Genomic DNA, 24,083 nt, shown 5'->3' with positions numbered 1-24,083 from the left:
GGCCCCCTTCCTCACCGGGAAGGGGGCCGTCGGCGCGCGTGGGGCCGGCTCAGCCGGCCAGCAGCTTCTTGACCGCGGCGGCGACCCGGCCGCCCTCGGCCTGCCCGGCCACCTTCGGGTTCACGATCTTCATGACGGCGCCCATGGCCCGCGGCCCCTCGGCACCGGCCGCCTTCGCCTCCTCGACGGCCTGGGCGACGATCGCGTTCAGCTCGTCGTCCGACAGCTGCTTGGGCAGGTACGCGGCGAGCACCTCGCCCTCCGCCTTCTCCCGCTCGGCCTGCTCGGGGCGGCCGCCCTGGGCGAAGGCGTCGGCGGCCTCGCGGCGCTTCTTCGCCTCGCGGGTGATCACCTTCTGCACCTCGTCGTCGGAGAGCTCCCGCTTCTCCTTCCCCGCGACCTCCTCCTTGGTGATCGCGGCGAGCGTCAGCCGGAGCGTGGAGGAGCGGAGCTCGTCGCGCTCCTTGATCGCGGCGTTGAGGTCGTCGTGCAGCTTCGACTTGAGCGTGGTCATGGGTGCGATTGTCGCAGGTGCGGCGGGAAGAACGCCTGCTGATTTGCCGGGCCCCCTGATGCGTCCCCGCGCGGTCGGCTCCGGCCACCGCTTCTGACACGATGGACGTATGCGCGCGCGATACGGAGTACCCCTGGGAATCACGGCGGTCGGCGCCGCCGGTCTGGCCTACGCGGCGGGCTTTGAAGCCCGTTCCTTCCGCCTCCGACGGGTGACGGTCCCCGTCCTGCCCTCCGGGATGCGCCCTCTGCGCGTGCTCCAGGTCTCCGACATCCACATGGTCGGCGGCCAGCGCAAGAAGCAGCGCTGGCTGCGCTCGCTGGCCGGGCTGCGCCCCGACTTCGTGATCAACACCGGTGACAACCTGTCCGACCCCGAGGGCGTCCCGGAGACGCTGGACGCGCTGGGCCCGCTGATGGAGTTCCCGGGCGCGTACGTCTTCGGCTCCAACGACTACTACGGCCCCAAGCTCCGCAACCCCGCCCGGTACCTGGTCGAGAAGGTCCAGGGACGCCACGGCCTCAACGGCAACCCGGCCGCCGTCGGCGCCGTCCACAACCCGTGGGAGGACCTGCGGGACGGTTTCGACGCGGCGGGCTGGCAGAACCTCACGAACACGCGCGGCACGCTGAAGGTCGAGGGCGTGTCGATCGAGCTGACCGGTCTCGACGACCCGCACATCAAGCGGGACCGGTACGCGGAGGTGGCGGGCGGCCCGTCGGGCGCGGCGGACTTCTCGATGGGCGTCGTCCACGCGCCCTACCTGCGCGTCCTCGACTCCTTCACGGCGGACGGCTACCCCCTGATCCTCGCCGGCCACACCCACGGCGGCCAACTGTGCATCCCCTTCTACGGCGCGCTGGTCACCAACTGCGACCTGGACACGGACCGCGTGAAGGGCCTGTCCACGCACACGTCCGCGGGCCGTACGGCCTACCTCCACGTGTCGGCGGGCTGCGGCACCAACCGCTACACGCCGGTCCGCTTCGCCTGCCCGCCGGAGGCGACGCTGCTGACCCTGGTGGGGCGCGAGCAGCGGAGGTAACCGGGGTAACCCACTCGGCCCATCCCGTATGGTCCGATATGTCCGGTCTCCCTAGCGTGAGGCCATGACAGCTCCGATACCCAGGGACATCCCGGACCTGCCCGCCATACCGCGCCCGCCCGGGCTCCTGCCCTCCCCGGTCCCGGCGAGCGCGGTCCTGCCCCAGGTCCGACGCCCGTCGGCCGCCGCCTTCCGGCTACTCACCGCGCTGCTGGCGCTGACCGGCGCGGCGCTCGAGCTGGCCCTCGGCGGCCCGGCCCTCCGGTCCCTGAGCCACTTCGCGGTCCAGAGCAGCGTCCTGCTGGCACTGGTCGCGCTCGCCTCGGCCCGCCGCGCCTGGTCCGCCCGGCGTCCGCTGTCCGGCGCCCTGACGGGTGCGGCGCTGCTCTACGCCGTCGCCGCCGGCCTGGTGCACCACCTGCTCCCGGGCGACGCGGCGAGCCCGTCGGCCGCCGTCCACCTCATGTGCACGGCTGCACCGGCCGCCGCGGTCCTGGACTGGCTCCTGCTGACCACCCCCGGCCGCCTGCACCTGCGCCAGGCCCCCGCGTGGCTCCTCTACCCCCTGGCCTACCTGGGCTTCTCCCTGGCCCGCGGCGAACTCCTCCTGCCCGGCACCGAGGGCCGCTACCTCTACCCCTTCCTCGACGTCGACCAGCACGGCTACAAGGGCGTCCTCGGCAACGCCCTCCTCCTGGGCCTCGCCGTCTACGCCCTGGCCGCCCTCCTCGTCGCCCTGGACCACTTCCGCCCGGACCCGCTCCGCCGCCGCTGGTAAACCGGATTTCGCCTCCGGGCGCGGGTGGGCTAAAGTAAACGACGTCGCCGCGACGAGCAGCGACAATCGGGGTGTGGCGCAGCTTGGTAGCGCGCTTCGTTCGGGACGAAGAGGTCGTGGGTTCAAATCCCGCCACCCCGACGCCGTAGTACCAGGTCAGGGGCCTGATCCACCTAGTGGATCAGGCCCCTGACGGGTTTCCGGAGATCGTTTGGGAGAAACCTGGGAGAAGATCTTGGTCAGGGCCTCCCAAGCGGCCGCAGCCACACGAGCCTGATCACCAAGTCACTGCATCACTCTCATGTGCACGACTGCGAACTGAGCGCTCCGGACAACCTGTCGCGGGAGTGGCTCGCAGTGAGCACGTAGGGCTTGTGCGCAGCCCAAAGGGCCAGCGCTGATCCATTCAACTTGCCGATTGGATACGTCGCCCGCGCGCACCACTCATGTTCATGCGCCATGTCAACATTTGCCTGCTGACTCCGTACTGGAGCATCGCTTCCTCAGGGCTGGTGCCGCGCCTGACAATGGACCACGCCGCCTCGTTGGTGATGAGGAGGCTGCCGGCCAGCCAGTTGGCCTCCTCTTCGATCTCCCCGTCCCAGTGCCTACAACCGCGGGGGTCGAGCGCAGGCCCCGGCGGGTGCATCAAGAGTGCATGCGCGATTTCGTGATGGGCTGAGCTGTTTTGCCGCCCCGGATCGTGGGAGTCGTTCACCCAGATCTCTCGCCGTGCCCCCGCATGTACGGTAAGAGCGCTCACGGCTTCCCGTTCACCGGTGAGGAGTAGACCGATCCGCGCGTCATGGGCTATCGCGGAGCTGAACGTCTTGACCGGGATCGCCAAGTGTTCGGCGAGTCGGGCGGGTGCGAGAGGTGACACAGGATGAAGCCCCAGCTCCCTCCGCATCTGCACCGCTAGACGGTTGGCTTCGGCCTTGAAGCCATGACGCAACGACATAGGGAGCTCCCCTACTCCGGCCGATCGTTCACCAACTGGTTGTAGGCGACGGTGATCAGGGCTTCGAGGGCTTCCGCGGCCTCCGGCGTGAGGTTGCGATCACCCCGCAGATGCGTAGCTACCTTGGTCAACGTGTCCTGGCTGCGCGGCTCGTCGGTTCGGCGAACAAAATCATCCGCGCTGAGATTGGCCCATGTGACAAGAGCCGCGAGCCCATCCACGTCGGGCCGCCGCCCCTGAGCCAGCCGCGTCAACGTCGAAGCGCTTACACCAGCTCGCTGAGCTACGTCCTTCCAGAGAAGGCCGCGTTCCTGACGCGTGCGATCCAGGGCCGCGTGAAACGCGACCGCGTCAAACCGCCCTGCCGCAATCCGCTCGCTCACGATCTCCTCCTCTCCCAGGCAGATGATTGCACATCAGGTACCACTTGCGAAAGTCGAAGCGATCCCCGTACCCTCCTAATTGCAAGATCGGTATTGATTCCGACTTTGCAATCGCCGGTCTCGATCTCGAAGGGTGACGGTCACATGGCTACGAACACCGGCAAGGGCTTCCGTCGCGGCAGCGTCTCCCGACGCAGCCAAGTCCTCAACCCCCGGACTGGGGCGTGGACGAAGCGAGGCGAGGACGGCCGCTTCATGGATGGAAAAGCAGGCGGCACACCCTTCAAGGGTGTCCGCCGGGAGAAGTAGGCGTCACGCGCTAGTGGAAGGCCGAAGTTTCGTGCCCACCAGCTATCCAGGAGGTACCGATGGTTCGAAAAGAGTCTCTTGCGCAACTCCTCGCCGAAGGACGCCGCAAGATCCAGGTGACCGACGAGGAACTCGCCGAGGCCAAGCGTCGTCGCAGACTTCTCGCCACGTCCGTACGCCGGGCCTTCCCCGGCTCCACCGCCTACTTCAACGGCAGCGTTGCGCACGGTGACGCCAACACCCCCCTGACCGACGTCGACCTCGGCGTCGTGCTAACGAAGAAGGATGCCGAGCCCTACGGCCCCAACAAGAAGAGCGCCATGACCCTGATGGAGGTCGCCCGAGACGCGATCCACGAGAGCCTCGACGACGAGTTCCCCAAGCTCACCATCGAAGTCGAGGGCCGCCGCCGCGCCGTCCTCGTACGCTTCGGCGACCCGGTCACACCAGGCCAGGCCGACTTCACTGCGGATGTCATGACCGCGATCCCACACCCATCGGGACGCGGACTGTACATCCCGAACACGAAGATCGCGGCCCAGTGGGACCGCGCCCATCCAATGGCCCACACCCGAATGGTGCTGCAGGCCATCGAGGACACAAAGGTCGTCTTCGCACGTACGGTCCGGCTCCTGAAACACTGGAACGGCACCCACAGCAAGCCCATGTGCTCCTGGAACATCAAGGCCCTGTGCCTCAGCTGCCTCGATGAGCCCATGCCGCTGATCAACGCCCTGCAGGTCTTCTTCACCTACGCTGCGGACGAGATCAACAAGGGCCCGACGCCCGACCCGGCCGGAGTAGCGGGCCCGATTCCTCTCAACATGCCGCGTGCCGACGTACACAAGAGGCTCTGTACTGCCCGGAAGTACATCGACCTCGCGATCACGCATGAGAAGGAAGGGCGGCCAGTCTTGGCCCAGCACGCCCTGCACCAAGTTCTCCCGGAACTTGTCACAAAGCCTGACGCCACGGAAGAAGAAGCCGACCGTCTCGCGCGAACGGTCCGGTCAGGTGGGCCGGCCGCCTCCGGTCTCGGGCTCGCCACCGGGCTCGTAACGCCGACCCGGGCCTGGGGAGACTGAGCCCGTGCCCCTTTGGTACGCAACCCAACCTGCCTGGTGGGCCCCGCTCGAACGTGACGCACGGCGACACTTCGGTGATGCTCTCCGCCACACGTACCGCCGTGACTCACTGACGTACGAACTCGTCGGGCTCGATGTCATAGGCGAGCCAAACCCAATCGACGTGCGGATCCGCTTCCATGCGGTTCCGCCCTACCCGACCTACGGCCAATTGGCCCAAGACTTCCCACGGGTCCACGCCAAACCCGGAGCCCCGTCGAAGCACCGGTACTCGCATGACGACGCCCTCTGCCTCTGGTACCCGCTCGATCCGGTCGAACGACGTTGGACGAGTTCTAAAGGGCTGCTGGACCTCATCGAGATAGTCCGCACACACTTGTTCCTCGAACACTACTGGCGCCTCACCGGCGGTGAGCAAGGTGGCCAGTGGGTGGTGGAGGACGCCCCTCACGGCATGCAGGGGAGCAACGTGTGCAGGTCATCACGGCGGCACAGACGACGGACAGCGGCTGGACCTGGGCCCAGACGGCCGCTCTGATCGTCCCGTGCATTGCACTCTTAGGCGCCTACCTCACGTACACCTTCAACCAACGGGCCGTACGCAGAGAACGCCGGGCCAAGACGTTCGCAGAAGCGCTGACCACGGTCGAGGAGTATCTGGAGATGCCGTACCGCATACGGCGCCGTCCCGAGTCCTCCTCCTCCGTGAGGCAACGGCTCACGGACGAGGTCAGCGGGCTGCTAGCCCGGATGGCCTTCCATCAAGCGTGGCTCCAGATCGAGGCGTCGGCCGTTGCGGGACCCTACTCAGACCTCGTTGCCACGGCCCGAGCGGAGGCTGGCGCGCAGATGAGTCTCGCCTGGCAGCAACCCCCCATCACCACCGACAGCGGGATGAACCTCGGAATGCCATATCCGCGGGACCGATCAATCGCCGCGCGAGCCACCTGCATCGCGATGATGCGCCGACACCTCTAAGAGCGTCCGCGAGTCGATTCCGTTGACTGAAACTACGACCCCGGCCATTTACAAGGAAGGAGAAATGGCGTACGCATCGAGCCAAGGTCGAGCCACAGAGTGGCCTCTGCCGATCTCTGACCCATCGGCCGTGACCGGAGATGCCTTTCCGCTCATCGACGTTCAGGAACAACGGCCAGTCCTATGCCTCGTGCGGTGAAGCTCAACGTGGGGTACTCAAGAGCTTGAGGGCCTAATCGCAAAGGGTGACAGGGGCTTAGTCACCGTCCGACGAGCAGCGAGGAATCGGCCTACCTCGGGAGAAACTACGCCCCGCTGCCTCCCCATCATGCGACAGTCACGACGTCGCGCGCTCGCAGGAGCCGGTCCAGGACAGCGACCGGCGACCTCGGATGCATCTTCCGGCGGGCGTCGAGCGACGCCTCCCACTGCTGGGTCAGGCCGGCCATGAGGCGGCGGCGCATGCCGGGGGTGACGTGGGCGTAGCGCGCCGACACTGAGCCGTCGATGTGGCCCATGCGCTCGTCCATGAGGACCTTCTCCGTTCCGAGGTCCTCCATGTGCGTGCGGTGCGAGTGGCGCAGGCCGTGGGGGGTGAGGCCCCTGGCGATCGGGGTCCAGCAGGAGTCGGCACGGTCCTGGGCGTTGCGGCCACGGACCGGCACACCTGGCCACGGGACACCGAGCAGCGGCACGAGACGGGCCTCCTGGGGCGCCTTCTTCGGGTACCAGCCGGAGGTGGCCGGCGTGAACAGCCACGTGGCGAAGCCGTTGCGACGCCAGTGCGCGGCATTCTCTGTCGGTGCGCCTCCGCGCACGAAGTTCAGCTCCGCGATGGCGAGTTCCACTCGTGTACGGGTGTCTTCCCTGACGCGCTCCGGGTGGTTCAGGACGTTGGAGACCGTGCCGGTGGAGACTCCCGAGCGGCGGGCCACATCAACGAGCTTGGCACCCTGGTGCCCTCCGGTGCGGGCGGTGCCCTGCCCGCGGAAGACGTACCGCTTGCCGTGGCACAGACACGGTGTGGGCTTCGTACGGGCGATGTGGTCGGCGACCAGGGCCGACAGCCAGTCCATCGCGTCGATGGTGCGGTAGCTGTCGTCCTTGGGCGGGCAACGGACCAGTTCGCCCGAGTCCAGCTCGTACAACTGATGCTCCACGCGTATGGCTCCAGGCCGGGCGTACCGGGTCTCCAGTCCGACGATCTCGCCCCACCGCATCCCTGTGTAGCCCTTGAGGACGACTGCGACGAACTCGTCGTCACGGCCGGACAGCAGCGCCGCCCGCTCTGCGATGAGCAGCAGGCCCAGCGGATCGGTGATGACCTTTTCGGGGCCACGGTCGCGCGAGCGGCCGGCGCGTTTGCCACGCCCGCGCCGCTTTGCGGCGGGGTTGGAGGCGATGAGGCCCTCATCCACGGCGTCTTCCAGGATGAGGTGGAGCGTCGAGCGCCACGTCTTGACGCTGGATGCCGCGTACGCGGCCTTCTCCTGTTTCTCCCAGGTGTCGACATCCGAGCGGAGGATGCCGGCGAGGGCCTTGTCCGCGAATACGGGGAGCAGATGCTGCTCGATGTGACGCCGGTAGTTCTGCATGGTCGAAGCGGCCAGATCCTGGGCCTCGTACCAACGGTTGGCGTACTCCCCGAATGTCTCCTGGCCGGCCGACGGGTCGCGCCAGGTGCCGCGCCGAACCTTGGCCTCTTCCTCGTCCGCGGCCTGTTTGGCCTCCCTCTTGGTCGCGAACTTGATCACCGTGCCCGTCGGGTCGGCGACCGTGCCGTACTCGCCCTTGCTGATCTTGTATCTGCCGCGCCAGTAGCTGCCGCGCTTCTCGGCGTAGCCCACGCCTCGGGTTACCTCCTATCTGTGGTGTACCGGGTGTTGTCAGACGGCAGTGCCGTACTGGGACCTGCGGGGCGGTCGGGCCCGAAGACGTGGGGCGGGCGAGGTGGTAAGCCCTGCCCGTGAAGTGGCAGGTGCCGACCTACCGACCGGGCTGTACGGAGGGGTCTGCGTTGATGGCCGGTCGTGTCGCAGGGGGGCTGGTTCCTCGTGCATTCGGATGATCTCGGCAAGGTGTTCGGCGGTGAAGCGGTAGGCGCGGCCGACTCGTGTGTGCGGTATCAAGCGCCGACGCGCCCGGTCCTTGACCCACCAAGCCGAGCAGCCGAGCGTCTCGGCGATCTCTTCGGGACGGTAGAGGCGGGGCTGGGCAGCTTCGCCTTCTGTTCGGTGTGGAAGGCCCACGAGGGCAGGGGGGATCGAGAGTGGAGGCAAGAAGGGTGTGTCCTTACGGGGGGGGATGCTCGGTCGTCCTTGCTGCGAGGTGGCCTCAGGTGCTGTTTGAGTCCTGCAGCAGAGCGAGTGGGGAGACGTGCAGGGCTTCGGCTATCGCGGCGAGATCGTCGATGTCGCAGCGGCGCTGGGCGCGTTCGATGCGGGACAGCATCGTGTTGGACATCGGCCGGCCGAGAGCGGTGACACGAGCGGCAAGCTCCCGCTGCGGGAGCCCGCGCTCGGTGCGGAGAATTTCGATGTTCCGGGCGGCCCTTATTCCGGCTGGGCCGATTTCCAGTGAACGTGCTGCCATGGCTCCGTTGTAGCGTGCACTCGCCGGTTTGGTTAACCGGCGATCGTCGGCTATGTTGCGCCCCGCGCACACGGCACGCGGGGGTACGTCCCTCTCGTCAGCCCGCGTGTCGAGCACCGTCGACAGCGTGTCTGACGTGGGGTGTTGTGTTGTAGCTTCGCCGCCCGCAGACGTCAACGGTTTGCCGATGTGATCCTTCTGGCTCGGGTTTCGGGGCAACTATTTGGTCAGCGGCCGATCGTGCCCTACCGTTTTCCCACCGCCCTCTCCGACCTGTTTTCCGACCGCCTTTCTGCCGTCAGAGATCTGGCCGTTTGGGGCTGGACTTGTCCGCACTGGGTGTGGCTATGTTGACGACAGCCCCGGAAAAGCCGTGGTCGGCTCAGCGAGCCGCGCGGCAGCCGGTCGGCAACTCCCCCACTCCTGACGCCCCCACCGCCCCCGTCGACGGTGAGCCATGGGTGCCCGCCCCCTGGCCACCGAGTGAGGACCGCCCCGCTCTTGGCACGAATCCGCACCATCAAGCCCGAAGCCTTCGTCTCCGAGTCCCTGGCCGCCGTCTCCCTGACCGCCGAGCGCACCTTCTTCGGTCTGCTCACCCAGGCCGACGACCAGGGCCGCCACCGCGACCACGCCGCGATCATCGCCGGGCAGCTGTGGGTCCTGCGCCCCGAACACACCCCCGCCGACGTCGAGAAGGACCTCGCCCAGCTCGCCGACGCCGGCCTCATCTGCCGCTACACCGGCCCGGACGACAAGCGCTACCTGCACGTCGTCACCTGGCACCAGCACCAGAAGATCAACCGGCCCAGCAAGAGCCGGCTCCCCGCATGCCCCCACCACGACACCGTCGGCGGCGCCGCACGAGCCGGCCTCACCGAGGCCGCACCGCTACCTCACGGAACCCTCCGTGAGGGCTCCCGCCAGCAGCAGGAGACGGCCGTGAATACCGGAGACGACAGCGAAAGCGCAGGTCAGAACGGTTCCACGAAGCCTTCCGTGAAGGCTCACGACCCGCTCACGGAGCAGTCAGTGAGTCCTCAGGGTCCGGATCTAGGACCTAGGAACATGGACCTAGGAAGTACCCCTTCGGGGGGCGCAAGCGCCCCCGCGCCCGACACCGTCTCGGCCAAGCACCTCATCGCCCAATACGCCGCCGCCTGCACCCACCGCCCGCCCAAGGACGTCCTGGACCATCTCGGTCGCGAGGTACGCAAGCTGCTCGACGAGGGGATCGACCCCGCACACGTCCGGGCCGGCCTCGCGCTGCACCGCGCCAAGGGCCTGCACCCCCGCACCTTGCCGAGCCTCGTGCACGAGGCCATGAACGCCACCCCCGCCAGGCAGGTTGTCCACAGGTCGTGGACGAACCCCGCCGATGTCGCCGCCGCCTATGGAGACCAGCTCTGACCGCCACCCTCACCCGCGAATCCCAGCAGGTCGGCCCCATCGCCGCCCGCCTCAACGGCATCCTGGCCAGGCGGGGCATCGACCCCGCCGCAGCGACTGCCGGGGAATCCCCGGCCGAGCCGGTCACCGCCCTGGAACTGACCGACGCCCGCATCCCCGCCCGCTACCGCCGCGCCTTGGCCGGCCACCCGCAGATCACCGCCTGGGCCGACGAGATCGCCCGAGCCGGACGCCCCGGCCCCGGCGGACCCGGTATCGCCGAAGGCCCGTCGCTGCTGATCGCCGGCCCCACCGGCACCGGCAAGACCCACCAGGCGTACGGCGCCATCCGCACCCTCCTCGCCCGCGGGGTCCGCCTGCGCTGGGAAGCCACCACCACCGCCGACCTCCACGCCCGCCTGCGCCCCCGCGCCGGCCACGACACCGAACGCGACCTGCAGACCCTGGCACGCAGCCCGCTGCTGCTCCTGGACGACCTCGGCGCGGCCAGGACCAGCGAATGGACCGAGGAACTGACCTACCGGCTCATCAACCACCGGTACGAGCACATGCTCCCCACCCTCATCACCACCAACCTCCCCACCGCCGAACTCCGCACCACCCTCGGCGACCGCGTCGCCTCCCGCCTCGCCGAGATGACCGAACGCGTCATCCTCGACGGCCCCGACCGACGACGCCACCGGCCCACCTGAACCGGCAGCGGCCCGCCGGCCACGGGGGGCGGACTTCCAAGGGGCTTTCATCCGGGGACCGCAGTGGTGCCGGGACCGAACGCGGGGGCACATGACCGACTCCGGGGACCGAGGAGGCGGGGACCGAGGGCAGGGACCGGTCCCCAAGCTGTGGGGACCATCCGGGGACCAACGCAACGACAACCCGTCGGGGACCGAGGCCCGACTCGGGGACCGCACCTGGGGACCGGGGACCGAATTTGGGGACCGGGGACCGGAATTCGATCGGGGACCGGGGACCGGTCCCCAGCGCACCCATCGGTCCCGGGGACCGGTCCCGGCGAAGCAGCAGGTCACGCGGCCTATGTCTGCATGAAAAGTGGAGTGCGACGGGACCGACGTCAGCGTCGGGACGGAGACCGGGGACCGCGACCAACCCCAGGGGACCGTGGACGGGGGCCGGGGACCGATCCCAGGGGACCGGGGACCGGGACCGAACCCGGGGACCGGGACCCAACGGGCTAATCGGATGCGGGGACCGCGGCCGCCGGTCCCCGCACTTCCGGGACCGGCATCCGCCGATGACCCATGCCCGGTCCCCGCACGTCAGCGCCCAGAAGTAGTGGGGACCGGTCCCACTCTCGGCTCGGTCCGAGAACAGCCCCACCCCCACCTCCCAGCCGTCCGGGCCCTCCCTCCCCGCGAGTCACACAACACCACACGACAGGCCATGCCTCAGCTGGCCGAGAGAGACTTCCGTGCACCAGGCAAACCACGAATCGCCCCCCAGCCCCCGTCGGGACGCCACCACCCTGGCCCCAGGCGGAGCAAGTTATCGGCCAAGACACTCTTCCCCGCCGGGGAAGGCGTCCTGGCCGGAGCCCGCCCCGGGGGTGGCGGGAGCGGGCCGGCACCAGGAGGCGCTGGACCGTCAGGCAGCGACCGAGGGCGGATCGCAGCCGGAGGAGAAGCCGTCACCGCGCAAGCCCCGCGCTATGAAGAAGACCTCGCGTAAGCGCTCGCCGAAACCGACCGCGCACAAGCGCGACTACGTATGCAGCGTCCGCCTGAACGATGACGAGAAGACCCAGCTCGCCGCCGCCGCTCGCGCGACCCGTATGAGCCTGCCCGCCTTCCTCGCCCGCAGCGGCCTCGCCGCCGCCCAGGACCTCGACAGCACCGCCGCCGCCATCGCCGGCCACCGTGAGCTGGTCACCGAACTGTTCGCCGCGCGCCGGCACCTCGGGCAGGTCGGCAACAACCTCAACCAGATCGCCCGCGCCCTCAACACCGGTGCTCACCCCGCCGAACTCGACACGGTCGTCGCGGCGGTCCAGCGCGCCGTGAGCCGCGTACAGGCAGCCACCGACCGGCTGCTGGAACAGCGCTGACCCGGCACCCGGACGACGCCCCGCCCCCACCACCCCAAGCAACGACCTCGGACAGCAGATGATCCCCCGGATACAGAAGCGCGGGCAGCGCACCATCGGCCTCCTGGCCTACCTGTACGGTCCCGGCAAGCACGAAGAACACGACGACCCGCACCTGGTCGCCTCCTGGGACCACAACGCACCCGACCCCGGCCGCGACCCCTCCGCCACCCTCAAGCAGCTCCAGCAGCTCCTGGACCAGCCCGTCGACGCCCTCGACCAGGCTGAACGGCCGCGAAAGCACGTGTGGCACCTGTCCGTCCGCAACGCCGCCGAGGACCGGCTCCTGACCGACGAGGAGTGGGGCGAGGTGGCCCGCCGGATGGTCGCCGCCGCCGGCATCGACGACCCCGACCAGGACGCGGGCTGCCGGTGGGTGGCCGTCCGGCATGCCGACGACCACATCCACATCGTCGCCACCCTCGTCCGCGAGGACGGCTACAAGCCCGACCTCGGCCGAGACGCCGCCCGCGTCCAGGCCCAGGCCCGCACCCTGGAGGTCGAGCTTGGCCTGCGCCGCCTCAACAAGGGCGACGGCACCGCCGCCCAGCGGCCCACCAGCGCCGAACGCCACAAGGCCGACCGGCAGGGCCGCGAGCGCACCGTCCGGGAGGAACTACGCGAGACCGTACGGCGGGCGGTGGCCGGCACGGTCGGCGAGGAGGAGTTCTTCGACCGGCTGGCCGCCGCCGGCCTGATCGTCCACAAGCGCATCGCGCCGTCGGGCGATCTCCTCGGCTACAAGGTCGCCCTGCCCTTCGACCGCAACAAAGACGGCGAGCCCGTGTTCTACTCCGGCTCGCGTCTGGCACCCGATCTGTCCCTGCCCCGCATCCGCAAACGCTGGCCCGGCCCCACCACGGACCAGCACAGCGACAAGCCGTCGGAGCCGGCCACGAACACGACGCTCAGTGGCCCGGCGGCAGCACGACGTCGGGCGGCCACGACGGCATGGCAGACGATCCTGGTCATCGATCACGACGAAGAGGCGACGGTGGCCGCGCATATCGCTGCCGCGGGCGAGGTCCTGGACGCTCTCGCGGCCACCTCAGCCGCCCACACCCGGCGCGAACTACGCGAAGCCGCCTTCGCGTTCGAGCGCGCCACACGCTCCCACATCCGCTCGCAGCACGGGAATGACCAGGCACTACGGCAAGCCGCCCGCGACCTCGTCCGCAGCGGACCGGCCCTCGGCCGCGGGGAGGACGGAGCGACCACCGCCATGGTGATCGACATGCTGTTCTTCCTCGTCACCGCCGCCACCCACTGGCACGCGAAGAAGGGCCACGCCCAACAGGCAGCCGCCACCCGCCAGGCGGCCGAACACCTGCACGCCGCATACCAGGCCGCCGCTGCCCAACCCCTCGGCGCCCTCTACCAGCGCGGCCGGCGCCTGAGCCGACCACTCCTCCAACGGCACACGGCCATGCTGCGCAAAGCCGTGCCGGAGCTGGCCGAGCAGATCCTCAGCGAACCCGGCTGGTACGCGCTCGCCGCCACCATCACCGACGCCGAGGCCGCCGGCCACGACCCCGCAGCCCTCCTGACCAGCGCCGCAGAACGACGGGAACTCGACACGGCGCAGTCCGTCAGCGACGTACTGGTGTGGCGTCTGCGCCGCACCGCCGGCCTACCCGCCGCCGACAGCAGCCACGCGGACGCTGGCAGCCACACGGCGGGACGCCCGGCCAACCCAGCGGTGCTGCGTGGCCAGCCAGGGGAACGGGTTCGGCTGGTGGATCGCGCAGCGCCCGCCCACCAAACCGGCACCCAGCAGTTCAGGCGCTGATGAGACGGCTGACGAAGCCGGCGCCGAGGAGGCGCTCATAGGCGTCACACACATCCCCCGGTACCTCCTGCTCGACGGCGAAGCCGAGCTTCGGGTACTCGATCACCCGCTGCAGATCGCCTACGAGCATGTCCACGACCAGCTTCTCGTCACCGATGGACTTGATGTAGTCGTCCAGCTCCAGCGGCTCGGAAGCGCACACGACCTCCACCTCGGGCCAGAGCGCGCGGCAGGTGGCGTACGAACGCCGCTCCATGTACGGCTTGGAGATCAGCAGCAGCGACTCGACCGCGATGCCGGCCTCGGCCAGCAGCTCCCGCGAGAAGGTGATGTTCTGCCCGGTGTTCGCGGCCTTCGGCTCGACCAGGATCACCTCGTCCGGCACGCCCAGGTTCAGCGCGTGCTCGCGGTAGTGGACGGCTTCGCCGCGTGGGAAGCGGGCACGGGTCGTGGGGCTGTTGCCGCCGCTGAAGACCAGGACCGGGAACAGGCCGACGCGGTAGAGATCGGCGGCCGTGGTCGCCACTCCGAGATCGTGGCTTCCCAAGCCGATCGCCGCCGAGCAGGGCCGCTGTTCGTGGCCCATCTGGTGGTAGTTCCAGATCAGCGTCGCGTCGTGGAACTGCTCGTCGGTGATCTGGCGCTCCTCGTGCTGCGGCACTGGCACTCCCTGGCTCATCCCTGCCGACATTTCCGGATGCCCTCGAAGTTGCGCAGATGGTGGCCCAGCCCGTAGCGCCAAGTCACCCGCGCCGCCTGAACGAGGACGGCGAGCCCATCATCCCGGGACACCCAGGTACCGAAGGTGCGGACCGCAAACGCCATGCCTCGGGACGCGTATTCGTAGGCAGTGCAGTACAGCGCTGGGGAGAGTGACAGGCACCGGACGAAGCGCAAGGCTTGCAGGTATCCACTCCGTCGGTGCGCGGTAGCTTTTTGTAAGGGCAAGGGAGAGGAAGCAACCAGCATGCCGCGACCCATGGGTGCCACGGATCAGCCAGTCAAGCAGGGGCTCATCCTCGACTTCGCCGGGGTGTTGACCGCCGATCCGCGGTCCGTGCACCGAGCCTGGTGCGAGTCTGAGGGGCTTCGCCCGGAAGCGTGGCGTGCCACGCTCAACGATGACCCTGAAGGCCGGCGGCTGTACGCGGCGCTGGAGGTCGGCGAAATCGACCAGGAGGAGTGGAACAAGCGCACTGCGGCCCTTCTCGGTGACCATGTCGCACCGGAGAACCTGATGGGTCGGGCCTGGTCCGCAGTGCCCGCGGCGCGGCGTATGGCCGCGCTCGCGCGTGCCGCCAAGGATGCGGGATACCGTCTCGCTCTCTTGTCGAACAGCTTCGGCATGGACCCCTTCAACCCGTACGAGGACGCCGGCGTTTGGGACCTCTTCGACGTGCACGTCATTTCCGAGCAGGTCGGCATGGCGAAGCCCGACCCTGCCATCTACGAGCTGACGCTGGAACACCTCGGGCTTCCTGGACGGGCGTGCGTGTTCGTTGACGACCACCCTCGGAACCTCCCACCGGCGGAGGCCCTGGGCATCACCACCGTCCTCGCGACGGACGAAGCGTCCACAGTGGCTGAACTGGAAGGGCTGCTCGGTGTGAGCGCCGCGCTCTCCGTCCAGCGGTGACTTCCAGCCAACTCGCCACTGCCCTCGTGCCTGTGGCTGTTGCTGGTCGTAAAGCAGTGGGTACGGTCCGTGCCTGGCCGAACGGGGAGGAGCTGCTGGCATGCAATGGTCCGAGTACAGCACCGCTGAACGGCTCAAGACGCTGCGCGGGGGCATGACCCAGGAGCGGTTGGCGGAAGCAGCCAACGTCTCCGTGGGCGTCGTACGGAAGTTGGAACGGGGTGGCACCGCTTCCTTGCCGTCGCTTCTGTCCATCGCCTCCGCCCTCGGCACCGACATCGCCGTGCTCCTCGGCCAGCAGGCACCCCGTCGCTCCATGGACCGCGACGAGCGTGCGGCATTGCGGGCGCTGTCCGCTGCCACACACGATGCCGCCATCGGCATCCCCACCGACACCGAGCCGGGCACCGTCGAAGAGCTCCGTGATGTCGTCCGGCGCGCTGACGCCGCCTACTGGGCGGGGCGCTACACCGAACTCGGCGCGTTGCTCGGTGCCTTGCTCCCCGAAGCTCGCGCCCGGTACGACATGGCGGACGCCGACGAGCGGGAGGCCGCGGCCGGCGTCCTGGCCGATGTCTTCCAGACCGCCGGGATGGCCGCGAACGTGTGGGGTTCACGGGACCTGGCCTACGCGGCGCTCACCTATGGCCGGCAGATCGCCGTGCAGGCCGGTGACGACCTGCGAGATGCCCACCTGGCCGCCACCACGGCGTGGGTGAATCTCCGCGACGGGCGGACCGCACAGGGTTTCGCCCTCGCCGCGGCTCAGGCCGACCGGATCGAGCCGAAGATGTCCGAGCACGACCCGGACCGGTTGTCGGTGTACGGGCAGCTCGTCACGAACGCGGCTGTGGCCGCGTCCCGGGGTGGCTCCTCGCCGGACACCGCCCGGGAGTACCTCTCCCAGGCCCACGCGGTCGGCGCCCGCCTAGGTGTGGAACATGCCCGTGGCCGACATGCCCAGCCGTTCGGGCCTCTGTACGCCGGCACGCAGGCCATGAGCATCGCCGTCGCCCTCGGCGACACCGGCGGTGCGCTGCGACTCATGGACACGGTCCGGCTGGACGACACGGTGCCCCTCGCCACTCGGGCCCGGTACGGTCTCGACGTCGCCTTGACGCACGTGGAGTGCCGCCGATGGGACCAGGCTGCCGACACCCTGGAAAGGGTTTGTGGCATGGCGCCAGCCTGGGTGCGGCACCAGATGCTGCCCGGAGTGATCATCTCCCGCCTCGCCGGTGTGTCCGTCGCGCGGCTCCGCGGGCTCGCCCGCGCGGCTGGTGTGCCCCTCGCCGTACGCTGACCGGCCACCGCCACGTGCCGTAGCAGCTCCCACGGCCGCCACCAGTCCGACTGTCACGTCCCGTTGCACTTCTGCTGGAGGACGAGAGCGCAGCAACACGGGTCGTGTCAGGCCATCGAGTCACGAGTTCCTGGCACCGCCATGGACCGTGCCTGTCCCACGGACAGGGCGGGCAGCACGCTGATCGCATGCCGAAATACTCACCCGGCGGCATCGGACACGTGCCGGTCGCCATCTACTCCTGCGCGTTCGAGTCGGCCGCTGTCCGCGAGGCCGAACACCGCGCACGCCGCTACGCCGACGCCCGGCACTGGCACGTGGCCGGCGCCTGGTCCGACGACAACCCATGTGTGCCGTTGGACCTCCGCCCGGCTTGGGCGGCTGTCACGAGCACGCTGTCCTCCGGCCTGGTCCGCGGCATCATCGTCGCCGGAATCTCCCACCTCGCGGACGATGCCGCGCAGTTCGCCGCGCTCGGTGTGCTCATCCGTGACCGAGGCGGTTTCCTCGCCGAGGCGACGTCCCCGCCACCCCGCCAGACCGCCGGACGGCAGGAACGCCGGCGCGTTCTGCTCGAAGCCTCCTCGGGCTGGTGGCTGTGGCAAGACCTCGCTCCGGGAGCCGCCTCGTGACCCGGGCACGGGCAGGAGTCGGTGATCTGGTCGAGGACACCGGCGGACGCCACGCCATCGTCACCGACATCAAGCAGGGTGCTGTGTGGGTCCTGCGTCCGGTGTCGGGCGGCACGACGAATCAGTGGGAGACGGACGAGCCCGACAGCCTCCACGTCATCGAGACGCGCGAGGAACGCGTGCACCGAGAGAGCACCGCTTGATGCCCTGCCGCCATGAGGCCCATGGCGGAGCCGGCACCACCGGGCCAGCAACATCGCATGCGCGCCCACGACTCACCACTCATCGCCAGAACACTCCCCCAGACACGCCCGGAAGGTGGACCCGCCGTGTACGCATTCGGCATCTGCATCGACCGGCACTACCTCACCCCCGGCCTCGCCACGATCGCCTCGCTGGCCGACAGCCTCAGCCCTCGCGCCCGCAAGGCCGCGGCGGTGCGCTTACTCAGCTTCGACCTCGGACCACCCCAGGCACTGCTGCTGGCTCACCTCGCCAAGCGAGTCGGCTTCGGCTCATTCGCCCTGGCCCGCCGTTCCCCACTGCGCTCCGCGCGGATGGCGGACACCTCGTACATCACCGTCACCACGTATCTGCGGTTCGAGTTCACGCCCGCCTTCGTCCGCCGCCCCTACCTGGTCTACGTGGACGCCGACGTCCTGGTCCGCGGTGACCTGACCACCCCGCTCCATGCTCTTCGCCCGGGCGAGGTAGGTGCCGTACGCGACGAGTTCAACCCGTCCGTCGGCGGATGCCCCGCCCTGCCGGGCGTCGTGGACCGCTGGCCGCATCTGAGAAACCGCCCTTACTACAACGCCGGTCTTCTGTGGACTCACACCGGTGATCTGCCGCGCGTCCACCGTGGCATCGAGCAGGCCCTGGCCAGACACCGCCGGCACATCCTCCACAACGACCAGGACGCCCTGAACCTGTGGTTCCTCCGCACCGGCCGCGTGCGGCCGGTCGGCGCCGCGTACAACCGGTTCGAGGTGGGTCGGTATCTCGAACGTGGCGATTGGGTACGTCGCGTCGTCAGCCGCCCTCTGCGGCCCGACCCGGCCGCCCGTCTCGTCCACTTCGTGGGCCCGGAGAAGCCATGGCAGGCAGACTGCCCGGGTACGGCCGACGTACTGGAGTACCGCGCTCTGCTGAAGCGGACCCTTCGGCATGTCCGCGCGCTGGGCGCCGCCCATCCCGAGCCGGCGGGGCTTCGATGACCACGCCGCCCGCCGTGGTCTCGCATGCGTGCAGCGTTCTCCTCGGGGCGCCCGCCCGGACCGCGGAGCGCCTGTCGTCGGGCTCCCGGACGGCGGTGTTCCGGGCGGGCCTCCGTGACGGTCGGAGCGTGATCGTGAAGCTGTACGACCACACCGCCCGCCGCAACGCGCTGACCGAGGCCACCGCCATCCGCGCTGCTGGCTTCGTTGTACCGGTCCCGCAGGTGCTCGGCAGCGGTGTGATCTCCGGAGAGGGGGCCACCGCGCTCATCACCCGTGACCTCGGTGGGCAGACGCTGGGGGCCTTCGTGCGGTCCGGCCACATTCCGCATGCCCAGGCTCTCCGGGACCTCGGCTGCCTCCTCGGGCGTCTGCACGGGGCACCGGTCGAGCACGTGGTGCCGCGCCGCCCGTTCTTCGACTCGGTCTCCTCCCTGGTGAGCCGTTGCCCACCCGAGCTGCTGAGCCGGATCGGCCCCGCCCTCGCCATCATCGCCGGCACACCGGACCGGGCACCCAGCGTGTGGTGCCACGGCGACATCCACTTCGACAACGTCGTACTCTCCGACCCGCGCGGCAGGCGCTACCTGGTCGACTTCACGGATGCCGCGCCGGGCCGACGGGAGGCGGACGTCGCTCACGCCCTCGTCATGACCGCGGCGCACACGCCGTGGGACCGGCGCACGCTGATCGGCGCCTACCGGCATCCCCTGGACGATTCACGGCTGTCGGCCTGGGTGGTCCTCCACACCGTCCGCTGCTGGGTCCACGCCTCGCCTGGTTCGAGCCGCTCCCTGTGGTCGGGCCGCCTGGACGACCTGGCCCGCCAGACACCGCACCTCTTCCGTACGCCCCGAAGGGAAGGGACTCCCCGATGACCAGCACTGGACTGACGGTGGTCATTCCAGCCCACAATGAAGCGGCATACCTGCCCCGTTACCTCCCCACTGTCCTCGCCTCCCTCGAACGGTGGCAGGAGACGAGCGGCGAGCGAGGAGAGGTGATCGTGGTGGACAACGCCTCCACCGACGCCACCACCGACATGGCTGCCTCCTTCGGCGTCCGAGTGATCAGCGAGACCGTCCGCAACATCGGCCGGGTCCGCAACACCGGAGCGGCTGCCGCCCACGGTCGCAGGCTGTTCTTCACGGACGCCGACGTCGCCCTGCCCATGGAGGCGATCACTGCCGCGGCCACCGCCATGGACGGCGGCGCTGTCGGTGGCGCCATCCCGCCCCTGTACACCCCCAAGCGGCTCGGCGCACGGCTGCTCTGCGCGTACTGGGACCACCACCGAGACACGCGCGGCGGCGCCCAAGGCGTCGCCCAGTTCGCCACCGCGGTCGCCTTCCAGGAGATCGGCGGATACCGCGACGACCTGTTCATGAGCGAGGACGTGGAGTTCTTCCACCGCCTGGCAACCCACGGCCGCAGCGTGAACGCCCCGGTCGTGATCCTCGACGAGCTGCGCGTACGCCCCTCCACCCGCCGCTACGACCAGTGGTCCAGCCTCCGGATGCTGTGGTGGCAGAACCCCGTCACCGCACGGTTGCGGCTCAGCTCCGCTCGCATGTGGCGCCACTGGTACCAGAGCACCGTCCGATGATCCCGGAGCCCACCATGACCATGACGCTGCCCGTGCCGGACGCGGAAGGGATCTACACCTTCCCCGACGACCTCATGCACGCCCACCAGCGGTGGACCAAGCACTTGGCCGAGCGCCACCGGGCTCACGACCACCGGGTGATCGCACTCAGGGCCCCACACAGCGGAGATCTCTACTTCATCGAGAAACGGTGCCCAGCCGGCCGCCCGGTGCTCGCCATCGAACCCCACCACGACGACTTCGCCCTGTCCGCCTCCGGCACCTTCCTGGCCCATCTCCGGCCACTCACCGTGGCCACGGTGTTCACCCGCTCCACCAGCGTCCACCCGGCCCTGGAAAACACTTACGTCACCGAAGCCGCCGTATCCGACCTGCGCAGCCGAGAAGGCGCTGCCGCGCTGGCTGCCTTCGTCGCCGATCGGATCGCCCTCGGCCACCAGGACGCAGCACCCCCGTACCGACCCTTCGATCCACAACGCCTGGACCGGATCACGGACGAGCTCCGAGAGATCGCCGAAGCCCATCCCGACGCCGAACTCCTTGCCCCGGCCGCCGTTACCCGCCACCCCGACCACCTCCTCGTACACAGGGCAGCAGTACGACTCGGATGCCGCTGGTTCTGGGAAGACCTCGCCTTCTGGCCCACCTACGCCCTGGCCGGCTGCGACCAACACCTCTTCCGAGCACGCGCTGGCCACGCCCTGGTAGCCGAGCCGACCGACATCACCGACGTCGTGCTCGACAAGGTCACGGTGCTGCACATGCACGGCTCGCAGATGCACCCGGTCCGCAAGATGTACCGGCCGATCCGGTACGCGTGGACGACAGCGGACGGCCTCCTGAGCCGCACGGGAGCCTTTGCCGAGCGCTTCTACCGGACGGAGTCGCCGTGAAGATCATCGCGCTCGAAGGGCCCTCGTACGCCGGCAAGTCCACCGCGATTCACCACCTGCGCACGCGCGGCATCGAGAAGCGGGCCTTCGTCTCGGACTGCTACGTCCAGCACATCGCCCGTCGCACCGACATCCCGCCCGTCCTGACCGCGTCCGCCGCCGAACAGATCGCCGCGTTCGAGACGTTCATGGCCATCGAAGGCACTCGCGTGCGCCGGGCGCTTGTCAGCGCCAAGCCCGTCGTACTCCTGGACCGCTCGGTGGACACCCTCCTGGCCCACGCCCACGCGCTCGACGCCCTGTTCGGCTACGACGTCCACCACCGCCTGCGCGACCGCCTCCAGGAGCTGCCGTTCCTGCGCCCCCACCACACCCTCTACCTGGACGTGCCGACCGAGGAGCTGGCCCTGCGCCGCAAGGCGGCCGGGCACACGGCGGCCGAGTCCGGGTACTTCCTCCACGAGCCGACGTTCCTGGCACACGCGCGGGACTATTTCGTCTCCGCGGCGCAGCCGCCCGTGTCACGGGAGGTGACCGTCATCCCCGCCGACACCGGCCCGGACGCGGTCGCGCACGCGGTGGAGGCCCTCGTCACGTACTGGACCAGGTGACCGACCGATGCCCACAGCCCTCTTCGCCTGGCGGCGTACCCCGCCTCCGTTCCTCATCGGCGGTGCGGAGATCACCCAGCAACTCCTCGCCGAGGAACTCGCGGCAGCCGGATGGCACACCGTCTACCTCGGCTCCCACCAAGCACCCTGGGACCAGTCCACACAGGTCATCCAGATGCGGACCTACCTCGGCGCAAACGACACCGAGTACGAGGAGACCGAGGAGGATCTGCGCTACAGGTGGAATGGAGTGGACTGCATAGCAGTACCGCAGCAGCGGATCACGTCAGCCCTGCGGAACGTGCTGTCCCACGTGCGGCCGGACGTGGTGTTCACTTCCCAGGAAGGTGCGGCCGACATTGCCGCCCGAGCCCGGCCCACCTCTCTCGTCGCAGGCATCCTGCACTCGGTGTCCAGGACGGGACTGGGCGTCCTCGACGGTCGTCCGCACCATGGACTGGCCGTGTCCGAGTTCGTCATCCGACGGGCGCCCCGGACCGATGGCACCCGGCTGTCCGTCCTGTATCCGTCCTTCACCCCACCGAAGCCGGAGCAACACCGCAGCGAGCGGACCAGGGCCGTGCTCATGGTCAATCCCATCCCGGCGAAAGGCTCCGAGCTGCTGCACCAGCTCATCCGCCGCATGCCCGAACAGCGCTTCACCCTGGTGGAAGGCTGGTGGAACACCGCGGAGGAGTTCGCCGGCTACCCCAACGTCACCTGGGTGCCGCGGGTCTACGACATGAGCCCCCTCTACCGCAGCCACCGCCTCCTGCTCGTGCCGTCCACGGTGGAGGACGCCTTCCCCCGCGTGATCATCGAAGCCGCACTGCACGGGACCCCGAGCATCGGCACCGACCGGGGCGGCATCCCCGAAGCCATAGGCAACGCAGGCATCGTTCTTCCCACCGCGGCCGGCGCGGAAGGGTGGGCGGAGACCATCCGCACCGCCGACCACCACACCCTGGGCGAACAGGCCCGGCAACGTGCGACCGCCTTCACCCGCCCCCGTCTGCCGGACCTCGAACGCCTCGGGATCTAGGGGGTGTTTGGGGTTCGGATCATGCGGTTGAGGTGAGGTGCTTCAGCCACATGAGCGATCCCCGGAGGTGAAGTCCTGCCTCGTAGCTCTCGGGTGACTTGTCGTAGCGGGTGGCGAGCCCGCGCCAGGTCTTGATCTTCTGGAAGCAGCGCTCCACAGTATTGCGCTGCTTGTAGCGGTGCGCGTCGAAGGCTGGTGGCCGGCCGCCGGCCGAGCCCTTCTTCCGGCGATTGGCAGCCTGGTCGTCCTTTTCCGGGATCACTGCGGTGATGCCGCGTCTGCGCAGGTAGGCGCGGTTGGCCTTGGACGAGTAGGCCTTGTCGGCGGCCACCGCCCCGGGACGGGTGCGCGGGCGGCCCCTGGGTCCTGCGACGCGTACCCGGCCGAGCACCACCTGGAACTGCGGGCAGTCCGCCGCCTGGCCCGGGGTCACCACGAGCACCAGCGGCAGTCCCGCCGCGTCGACCGCTGCGTGGACCTTGCTGCTCAGCCCGCCTCTGGACCTGCCGAGCCCGGCCGCCTTCGCCCGTGCCCGGCGACGGCGCCGTGCCGCGGACCGCTCCCGGTCCTCCTGCGAGTCGCCCGCGCCGGGTACCGGCGGCGGCGCATCACCCGCAGGACCGGTCCCTGTTCCGGCAGCGGAACCCCCTTTTCCTCGGTCAGTGCCTGTTCGAGAGCGTCCAGGGTCTCCCCGGCGACCGCCAGACCTGCCGATTCGTGATGGGCCCGCACGACCGTGGAGTCCACACTGACCAGTTCCAGCCCGACCTGCCCGCGCGCAGCAGCCTCGGCGATCAGACCGTCCATCAGCGCCTGGAACACCCCGGCCTTCGACCAGGCTCTGAACCGCGAGTACACCGTGGACCAGGGGCCGTAGCGCTCCGGGACATCACGCCAGCCACTGCCGGTGCGAAACCTCCACAGCACGCCGTTGAACTGGTCCCGCACCCGCCGAGGCAGCGGACCCGTCGCCGCCACCGGCAGACATCCCTCGATCAACTCCCACTCAGCATCCGTCACATCGAAACGCGCCACATGCGAGTACTACCAGCCCGGACCGACCGATCACCGAGCCTCGAAAAGATCCAAACTTCAAACAGCCCCTAGAAGACTCATGAAGATCTTGGGGTTCTGGCCCTGCCGCGTGAGCGGCAGGGCCAGACTCTTTGGTGTGGTGATGGGGGAATGGGCCGGGGAG

General features: G+C 69.3%; 25 protein-coding genes, 1 tRNA gene and 1 pseudogene. 19 read left to right on the top strand and 8 right to left on the bottom strand.

Annotated features, from left to right (window positions below):
- Positions 1-49 precede the first annotated feature (49 nt).
- Positions 50-514 (bottom strand): GatB/YqeY domain-containing protein, encoded by a 465-nt coding sequence (locus ACIRFH_RS17625; RefSeq protein ID WP_189229972.1) that lies wholly within the window; start codon positions 512-514, stop codon positions 50-52.
- A gap of 109 nt (positions 515-623) precedes the next feature.
- Here ACIRFH_RS17625 and ACIRFH_RS17620 point away from each other — a divergent pair, with 109 nt between their 5' ends.
- The 3 genes from ACIRFH_RS17620 to ACIRFH_RS17610 all read left to right on the top strand — a co-directional run bounded on the left by ACIRFH_RS17620 (position 624) and on the right by ACIRFH_RS17610 (position 2,478).
- Complete coding sequence (locus ACIRFH_RS17620; RefSeq protein WP_403521474.1) at positions 624-1,559, top strand: metallophosphoesterase; 936 nt, start codon at positions 624-626, stop codon at positions 1,557-1,559.
- A gap of 64 nt (positions 1,560-1,623) precedes the next feature.
- Complete coding sequence (locus tag ACIRFH_RS17615) at positions 1,624-2,337, top strand: Pr6Pr family membrane protein (RefSeq protein WP_403521472.1); 714 nt, start codon at positions 1,624-1,626, stop codon at positions 2,335-2,337.
- Positions 2,338-2,404: 67 nt separating this feature from the next.
- A tRNA-Pro gene (locus ACIRFH_RS17610) sits at positions 2,405-2,478 on the top strand.
- Positions 2,479-2,743: 265 nt separating this feature from the next.
- Here ACIRFH_RS17610 and ACIRFH_RS17605 read toward each other — a convergent pair.
- The gene (locus ACIRFH_RS17605; protein WP_403521470.1) at positions 2,744-3,298 is read right to left on the bottom strand and encodes an ImmA/IrrE family metallo-endopeptidase; all 555 of its coding nucleotides are present in this window, start codon (positions 3,296-3,298) and stop codon (positions 2,744-2,746) included.
- Between the two features lie 11 nt (positions 3,299-3,309).
- The gene (locus ACIRFH_RS17600) at positions 3,310-3,681 is read right to left on the bottom strand and encodes a helix-turn-helix domain-containing protein (protein ID WP_403521468.1); all 372 of its coding nucleotides are present in this window, start codon (positions 3,679-3,681) and stop codon (positions 3,310-3,312) included.
- A 368-nt stretch (positions 3,682-4,049) separates the two neighbouring features.
- Here ACIRFH_RS17600 and ACIRFH_RS17595 point away from each other — a divergent pair, with 368 nt between their 5' ends.
- The gene (locus ACIRFH_RS17595; RefSeq protein ID WP_403521466.1) at positions 4,050-5,075 is read left to right on the top strand and encodes a hypothetical protein; all 1,026 of its coding nucleotides are present in this window, start codon (positions 4,050-4,052) and stop codon (positions 5,073-5,075) included.
- Between the two features lie 471 nt (positions 5,076-5,546).
- The gene (locus tag ACIRFH_RS17590; RefSeq protein ID WP_403521464.1) at positions 5,547-6,053 is read left to right on the top strand and encodes a hypothetical protein; all 507 of its coding nucleotides are present in this window, start codon (positions 5,547-5,549) and stop codon (positions 6,051-6,053) included.
- Positions 6,054-6,379: 326 nt separating this feature from the next.
- On the opposite strand, the gene ACIRFH_RS17585 is transcribed toward ACIRFH_RS17590, so the two are convergent.
- From ACIRFH_RS17585 to ACIRFH_RS17575, 3 genes are all read right to left on the bottom strand, one after another.
- Positions 6,380-7,900, bottom strand: a complete 1,521-nt coding sequence (locus ACIRFH_RS17585; protein ID WP_403521462.1) for a LacI family DNA-binding transcriptional regulator — start codon at positions 7,898-7,900, stop codon at positions 6,380-6,382.
- A gap of 39 nt (positions 7,901-7,939) precedes the next feature.
- Positions 7,940-8,317 (bottom strand): helix-turn-helix domain-containing protein, encoded by a 378-nt coding sequence (locus ACIRFH_RS17580; protein ID WP_403521694.1) that lies wholly within the window; start codon positions 8,315-8,317, stop codon positions 7,940-7,942.
- Between the two features lie 70 nt (positions 8,318-8,387).
- Complete coding sequence (locus tag ACIRFH_RS17575) at positions 8,388-8,645, bottom strand: helix-turn-helix domain-containing protein (protein WP_387880084.1); 258 nt, start codon at positions 8,643-8,645, stop codon at positions 8,388-8,390.
- 501 nt (positions 8,646-9,146) lie between these two features.
- Here ACIRFH_RS17575 and ACIRFH_RS17570 point away from each other — a divergent pair.
- The 4 genes from ACIRFH_RS17570 (at position 9,147) to ACIRFH_RS17555 (ending at position 13,945) form a co-directional block, all read left to right on the top strand.
- A complete protein-coding gene (locus tag ACIRFH_RS17570) occupies positions 9,147-10,055 on the top strand; it encodes a hypothetical protein (RefSeq protein ID WP_403521460.1) in 909 nt (302 codons plus the stop codon).
- Positions 10,052-10,747: an ATP-binding protein gene (locus ACIRFH_RS17565; protein WP_403521692.1), complete on the top strand. Its 696-nt coding sequence runs from the start codon at positions 10,052-10,054 to the stop codon at positions 10,745-10,747. The genes ACIRFH_RS17570 and ACIRFH_RS17565 overlap by 4 nt, the downstream gene beginning before the upstream one ends.
- Before the next feature lie 974 nt (positions 10,748-11,721).
- A complete protein-coding gene (locus ACIRFH_RS17560) occupies positions 11,722-12,117 on the top strand; it encodes a plasmid mobilization protein (protein WP_403521458.1) in 396 nt (131 codons plus the stop codon).
- 58 nt (positions 12,118-12,175) lie between these two features.
- The gene (locus ACIRFH_RS17555) at positions 12,176-13,945 is read left to right on the top strand and encodes a relaxase/mobilization nuclease domain-containing protein (RefSeq protein WP_403521456.1); all 1,770 of its coding nucleotides are present in this window, start codon (positions 12,176-12,178) and stop codon (positions 13,943-13,945) included.
- Here the strand turns inward: ACIRFH_RS17555 and ACIRFH_RS17550 are convergent.
- On the bottom strand, positions 13,935-14,624 hold the full coding sequence (locus tag ACIRFH_RS17550; RefSeq protein WP_403521454.1) for a YdcF family protein: 690 nt from the start codon (positions 14,622-14,624) through the stop codon (positions 13,935-13,937). The genes ACIRFH_RS17555 and ACIRFH_RS17550 overlap by 11 nt on opposite strands.
- Before the next feature lie 288 nt (positions 14,625-14,912).
- On the opposite strand from ACIRFH_RS17550, the gene ACIRFH_RS17545 reads away from it, so the two are divergent.
- From ACIRFH_RS17545 to ACIRFH_RS17500, 10 genes are all read left to right on the top strand, one after another.
- Complete coding sequence (locus ACIRFH_RS17545; protein ID WP_403521452.1) at positions 14,913-15,581, top strand: HAD-IA family hydrolase; 669 nt, start codon at positions 14,913-14,915, stop codon at positions 15,579-15,581.
- 100 nt (positions 15,582-15,681) lie between these two features.
- Positions 15,682-16,884 carry a helix-turn-helix domain-containing protein gene (locus tag ACIRFH_RS17540; protein ID WP_403521450.1) on the top strand — a complete coding sequence of 401 codons (1,203 nt, stop codon included), beginning with the start codon at positions 15,682-15,684 and terminating at the stop codon, positions 16,882-16,884.
- A 188-nt stretch (positions 16,885-17,072) separates the two neighbouring features.
- Entirely contained in the window at positions 17,073-17,516 is a 444-nt protein-coding gene (locus ACIRFH_RS17535; protein ID WP_403521448.1) for a hypothetical protein, read from the top strand.
- Positions 17,513-17,719, top strand: coding sequence for a hypothetical protein (locus tag ACIRFH_RS17530; RefSeq protein WP_019983969.1), 207 nt, complete (start codon positions 17,513-17,515; stop codon positions 17,717-17,719). Before ACIRFH_RS17535 ends, ACIRFH_RS17530 begins: the two co-directional genes overlap by 4 nt.
- A gap of 126 nt (positions 17,720-17,845) precedes the next feature.
- A complete protein-coding gene (locus ACIRFH_RS17525) occupies positions 17,846-18,733 on the top strand; it encodes a glycosyltransferase family 8 protein (protein WP_403521446.1) in 888 nt (295 codons plus the stop codon).
- On the top strand, positions 18,730-19,611 hold the full coding sequence (locus ACIRFH_RS17520) for a phosphotransferase family protein (protein ID WP_403521444.1): 882 nt from the start codon (positions 18,730-18,732) through the stop codon (positions 19,609-19,611). The genes ACIRFH_RS17525 and ACIRFH_RS17520 overlap by 4 nt, the downstream gene beginning before the upstream one ends.
- Positions 19,608-20,339 carry a glycosyltransferase gene (locus tag ACIRFH_RS17515; RefSeq protein WP_403521442.1) on the top strand — a complete coding sequence of 244 codons (732 nt, stop codon included), beginning with the start codon at positions 19,608-19,610 and terminating at the stop codon, positions 20,337-20,339. The genes ACIRFH_RS17520 and ACIRFH_RS17515 overlap by 4 nt, the downstream gene beginning before the upstream one ends.
- Before the next feature lie 14 nt (positions 20,340-20,353).
- Entirely contained in the window at positions 20,354-21,232 is an 879-nt protein-coding gene (locus tag ACIRFH_RS17510; RefSeq protein WP_403521440.1) for a PIG-L deacetylase family protein, read from the top strand.
- Complete coding sequence (locus tag ACIRFH_RS17505; protein WP_403521438.1) at positions 21,229-21,843, top strand: hypothetical protein; 615 nt, start codon at positions 21,229-21,231, stop codon at positions 21,841-21,843. The genes ACIRFH_RS17510 and ACIRFH_RS17505 overlap by 4 nt, the downstream gene beginning before the upstream one ends.
- Positions 21,844-21,850: 7 nt before the next feature.
- Positions 21,851-22,885, top strand: a complete 1,035-nt coding sequence (locus ACIRFH_RS17500; RefSeq protein WP_403521436.1) for a glycosyltransferase — start codon at positions 21,851-21,853, stop codon at positions 22,883-22,885.
- A 19-nt stretch (positions 22,886-22,904) separates the two neighbouring features.
- Here ACIRFH_RS17500 and ACIRFH_RS17495 read toward each other — a convergent pair.
- Positions 22,905-23,920: pseudogene (locus ACIRFH_RS17495) on the bottom strand (IS5 family transposase).
- Positions 23,921-24,083: the final 163 nt, after the last annotated feature.

The organism is Streptomyces sp. NPDC093586 (assembly GCF_044764905.1).
Taxonomy (GTDB): Bacteria; Actinomycetota; Actinomycetes; order Streptomycetales; family Streptomycetaceae; genus Streptomyces.
This window is presented reverse-complemented; position numbering and strand designations above follow the sequence as displayed.

Coding starts and splice junctions, on each gene's coding strand:
- ACIRFH_RS17615 (WP_403521472.1), top strand. CDS start 1,624: ATGACAGCTCCGATACCCAGGGACATCCCGGACCTGCCCGCCATACCG.
- ACIRFH_RS17555 (WP_403521456.1), top strand. CDS start 12,176: ATGATCCCCCGGATACAGAAGCGCGGGCAGCGCACCATCGGCCTCCTG.
- ACIRFH_RS17540 (WP_403521450.1), top strand. CDS start 15,682: ATGCAATGGTCCGAGTACAGCACCGCTGAACGGCTCAAGACGCTGCGC.
- ACIRFH_RS17605 (WP_403521470.1), bottom strand. CDS start 3,298: ATGTCGTTGCGTCATGGCTTCAAGGCCGAAGCCAACCGTCTAGCGGTG.
- ACIRFH_RS17520 (WP_403521444.1), top strand. CDS start 18,730: ATGACCACGCCGCCCGCCGTGGTCTCGCATGCGTGCAGCGTTCTCCTC.
- ACIRFH_RS17545 (WP_403521452.1), top strand. CDS start 14,913: ATGCCGCGACCCATGGGTGCCACGGATCAGCCAGTCAAGCAGGGGCTC.
- ACIRFH_RS17560 (WP_403521458.1), top strand. CDS start 11,722: ATGAAGAAGACCTCGCGTAAGCGCTCGCCGAAACCGACCGCGCACAAG.
- ACIRFH_RS17500 (WP_403521436.1), top strand. CDS start 21,851: ATGCCCACAGCCCTCTTCGCCTGGCGGCGTACCCCGCCTCCGTTCCTC.
- ACIRFH_RS17535 (WP_403521448.1), top strand. CDS start 17,073: ATGCCGAAATACTCACCCGGCGGCATCGGACACGTGCCGGTCGCCATC.
- ACIRFH_RS17575 (WP_387880084.1), bottom strand. CDS start 8,645: ATGGCAGCACGTTCACTGGAAATCGGCCCAGCCGGAATAAGGGCCGCC.
- ACIRFH_RS17625 (WP_189229972.1), bottom strand. CDS start 514: ATGACCACGCTCAAGTCGAAGCTGCACGACGACCTCAACGCCGCGATC.
- ACIRFH_RS17550 (WP_403521454.1), bottom strand. CDS start 14,624: ATGAGCCAGGGAGTGCCAGTGCCGCAGCACGAGGAGCGCCAGATCACC.
- ACIRFH_RS17510 (WP_403521440.1), top strand. CDS start 20,354: ATGACCATGACGCTGCCCGTGCCGGACGCGGAAGGGATCTACACCTTC.
- ACIRFH_RS17620 (WP_403521474.1), top strand. CDS start 624: ATGCGCGCGCGATACGGAGTACCCCTGGGAATCACGGCGGTCGGCGCC.
- ACIRFH_RS17595 (WP_403521466.1), top strand. CDS start 4,050: ATGGTTCGAAAAGAGTCTCTTGCGCAACTCCTCGCCGAAGGACGCCGC.
- ACIRFH_RS17515 (WP_403521442.1), top strand. CDS start 19,608: ATGACCAGCACTGGACTGACGGTGGTCATTCCAGCCCACAATGAAGCG.